Here is a 3,615-nt window from a genome sequence, read left to right as displayed (position 1 = left end):
CTGAACAACAAGGTAATCAAGAAGTAGTTAATCAACTTAAAAAAGATATTCTTCAAGCTAAAATACAGGCCGAAAATTGGGGAACAAGTGGCAGCACCAAACGTGCGGTTGATGCTATTACTAATGCAGGTTTAATTGCGTTAAGTGGTGGTTCAAGCCAAAGCATTGCGACGGCTGCAGCCTCACCTTACGTGAACCAATTAATCAAGAAAGCGACGGAAGATTATCCGGCATTAAATATTCCAACGCATATTTTATGGGGTGCGGTAGAAGCAGAGTTGATGGGCGGTAAAGCATCAACCGGTGCAATTTCGACTGCTGCAGGTGAATTAGGTGCGAAATACTTAACAGAGCATCTTTATAACAAAGAAGCGAAAGACCTTACTGAAACAGAACGTAGCCAAGTGAAAGAAATGGCGAAGGCGCTTGCCGGTGTGGCTGGTGGTTTAGCCGCTGCTGGTCAAGGCTCAAGTGCGGTCAAAATATTGAGTGAATCATCGATAGGGACAACGGTGGCGAATAATGCTGTGGAGAATAATTATTTAAAACCATCTGATTTAGTTGAAGCAGAAAGAAAATATAAAGCTTGTAAAGGTGATTCTGATTGCGAGATGAGAGTGGTAGAGGAAACTAATGAGCTTAGTAAAAAACGTAATCAAGAACTGGATGAATATCGTCAATCCCTTGAGCGGGAGCTTCTCGCAGCAAAACGCAGCGCAGAGCAACAATGTGCAGGTAATACAGATTGTTATCTAGCCTATTCACAGGAGGCGAATAAGCATTTTAAAGAACAACTTAATGCTTATTTGGCTCATGTATCAGAAGGTAAGGATTTTGAGTCTCTAGCAAGAAATTATTATCCAGATGATGCCTATTTTCGTTCAATTTGGTATGGCTTAACAAATTCAGGGCCACAAAAAACAAAGGAAAGTTTAAAATCAGCGAAAGATTATATTGATAATACATCTTTCGGTGAGGCATTAGATGATACCTTACGCATAGGTAAGAAACTTGTTCGTCTACCAAAAGAATGGATTGAGCAAGATATCCCTGCGCATTCTGTTGAGAAAGCACTACGTGAGATGACAGATGGAAATCCTCAAGATGTGGGAGAGGTCTTCTTTGGTTTAACAACTGGTGCTGCAACGGTCTCAGTGGCTGGAAAAACCATGAAATGGATTGGGGGTAAGTGGGTTCGTTCACCAGATGTAGATTATTCAAGGGATAATGCAAATCTAGGAATAAATCGAAATAAAGGATTAAATGAAAGAATTTCTAATCGCCAAAAAGACTTTTATTTAAATGAACAGAATTTAAATAGAGAAGCTAAGGAGTTGGTGAAAAATATTAAGTTACCAATTTCTGATAAAGTGTTAGAAAAGCATATTATTAATGGTGAGCCAAAAGGTAATTTCTTTAAAGGAGGACACACCACACTCGGAAATGTAAAAGTGGAAAAAGTAATTAAAGAATATGCAAACGGTGTTTATGAGGCTAAAGTTTCTATTCCAAATCCTAGGGCTTTAAAAGACCCAAATGCGAAGCCATTTTTAGAAAAATCCGGTAAGGAAAAAGACAGTGTATCAACAATGTTTCCAAGAACTTGGACTCAGGATAGATTGAGGGTTGAATTGGAGTATGCATTTAAAAATGGGCGACTTTCTGAAGAAGGAGAGCGAAAAGGGGTGGGAACAACACGATCTGGTGTTGAAGTTGAGTGGTTCTTCGATAAGAAGGGAAATATATCAACCGTTTATCCGGTAAGGGGACAATAATGATAGTTGAATTTGGATATTATGATTCTTTTGGCAAGCTAGCTCCTATCTGTGCAACTAAGGATTCGTTATTTGATTCAAGTGTTATAACTACATATATATCAACATTAAATGAGATAGATATTGTTCGCCTTGTTTTAGATGACTTAAAAAATTTAGAACTCACATGGGAATATATCGGCACGGAAGCTTTTGATGCCTATATCGATCATGATAGGGTGAAAGTGGGTTTCGATCTTTTAGATGGATACGATGAATATGATGAAATTGATGATGAAAGAGATCATACAGAGTATTTAATACCTCGTAAGGAACTGACTTATCTTTTAGAAAGATGGTTGGCATTCATACAAAAACCAATAACAGAACCGAACTACATAGAAATTGTTGATTCAATTGAATTTGGATATTGTGATTCTTCTGGCAAACTAGCACCTAGGTGTGTAGCTAAGGATTCGTCAGACAATGCAAGAAGAGCTATAGCCACATATATATCAACATTAAATGATATAGATATTGTTCGTCTTGTTTTAGATGATTTAAAAAATTCAGAACTCACATGGAAATATATCGGCACGGAAGCTTTTGATGCCTTTATCGATCATAATAGGGTAAAATTGGGTTTAGATCTTCTAGATAAATGCGATGAAATTGATGATGAAAGCGATCATACAGAGTATTTAATACCTCGTAAGAAACTAACTTATCTTTTAGAAAGATGGTTGGCGTTCATACAAAAACCAATACCAGATCCGGACTACGTAGAAATTATTGATTCAGAGGATGCTTATAAATGACAGTCATGATCGGTGGACATTCCGCCTTAGGTAATATACGTGTTGATCGGATATTATACACTTATCCAAATGGCGTATATCTTGCACAGATCTCCGCCTTTGATAGTGAAACTAATCAATATATTGTGAAGACCAATAATAATGGCGAGACTTTAATGTTTCCTCAAACGTGGACGGCAGATCGTATCAAAGTGGAAATTAATTCTGCTTACATTAATCAAGTAGATGATTTAGATCCTATTCGTAAAGCTGAAGGTATGTGGGTTGGCATTTCAAATTCAGGTGTGCGTGTAGAAGGTTACACCTATCCTGTCGTCACCGCTTTTCCAAGTGCTGAGCAGGAGTAAAGATGAAGCTTATTTTTACGTATATTCAGCATAAAGGGCAAATTATTCCAACTTGCCATTTAGAGGCAAATCACCAATTAAATCCATTAACCGGTTATTTGAATGATCCAATGGGAGGAGCAAATTATTTCTCTTTTTTAGATCATTCATTGGCAATTTTGACGGATGAAACAATTCAAGAAGCGGATATTTCTTCCAATTCTTGGGGTGTAGAGGTAATGAACGAACAAGTGAATTTTTATTTCCTTTTTGCCCAAGAAGAGGAGTCTCTTTATCTCACTTTACCCCGTGGAATAATGATTGATGTGCTGAGGTTATGGCTGATTTTCCGAAGTCAAAAACCTGAAGAAGGCTTAACACAGCGTTTAGAATTTTAAGTTGAAAGTGCGGTCAATTTTCAAAGAGTTTTAAAACCTCTCAAAAATTGACCGCATTTTTTTGTATTTTCAACGACTTATGTTAAGTAAGTTTTATAATTTCACATTCAACTTCGCGTAAGTTCGTTCTACTTTTTCCAATGCTTTTCCCACGGAAACATCACGAGCGAGTAATAGGCGGAAGCAGTGGCAAGGAAGATGGCGAAAGTAAAACTTACCAATCGAGCCACTTAGATGCACAAACCGTGACGTTAAACAGTCAAGGTGATACCAACCTGCTGGGGAGTCAAGTCAAAGGTAACACCGTTAATGCCAATGT

Annotated in this window: 5 protein-coding genes; all 5 read left to right on the top strand. The window is 37.6% G+C overall.

Annotated elements, in window-relative coordinates; all coding sequences use genetic code 11:
* Nucleotides 1-1,775: EndoU domain-containing protein (locus ABW51_RS10495; protein WP_331436992.1), on the top strand; the 1,775-nt coding region annotated here is incomplete at its 5' end.
* A complete protein-coding gene (locus ABW51_RS10080) occupies nt 1,775-2,572 on the top strand; it encodes a DUF5376 family protein (RefSeq protein ID WP_156262561.1) in 798 nt (265 codons plus the stop codon). The genes ABW51_RS10495 and ABW51_RS10080, both read left to right, overlap by 1 nt.
* A complete protein-coding gene (locus ABW51_RS09375; RefSeq protein ID WP_053466534.1) occupies nt 2,569-2,919 on the top strand; it encodes an EndoU domain-containing protein in 351 nt (116 codons plus the stop codon). Before ABW51_RS10080 ends, ABW51_RS09375 begins: the two co-directional genes overlap by 4 nt.
* Nucleotides 2,920-2,921: 2 nt before the next feature.
* The gene (locus ABW51_RS09370; RefSeq protein WP_053466533.1) at nt 2,922-3,296 is read left to right on the top strand and encodes a DUF5376 family protein; all 375 of its coding nucleotides are present in this window, start codon (nt 2,922-2,924) and stop codon (nt 3,294-3,296) included.
* 140 nt (nt 3,297-3,436) lie between these two features.
* A partial coding sequence (locus ABW51_RS10585; RefSeq protein WP_197271860.1) for a hemagglutinin repeat-containing protein occupies nt 3,437-3,615 on the top strand: 179 nt, incomplete at its 3' end.

The sequence above is a fragment of the Haemophilus sp. C1 genome (genome assembly GCF_001276515.1).
Taxonomy (GTDB): domain Bacteria; phylum Pseudomonadota; class Gammaproteobacteria; order Enterobacterales; family Pasteurellaceae; genus Haemophilus.
Note: the sequence above shows the minus strand (reverse complement) of the source record. Positions and strands in the feature narration are given on the sequence as shown.

Excerpts from the sequence above, each read along its gene's own strand:
- ABW51_RS10080 (WP_156262561.1), top strand. The coding sequence starts at position 1,775 with ATGATAGTTGAATTTGGATATTATGATTCTTTTGGCAAGCTAGCTCCT.
- ABW51_RS09375 (WP_053466534.1), top strand. The coding sequence starts at position 2,569 with ATGACAGTCATGATCGGTGGACATTCCGCCTTAGGTAATATACGTGTT.
- ABW51_RS09370 (WP_053466533.1), top strand. The coding sequence starts at position 2,922 with ATGAAGCTTATTTTTACGTATATTCAGCATAAAGGGCAAATTATTCCA.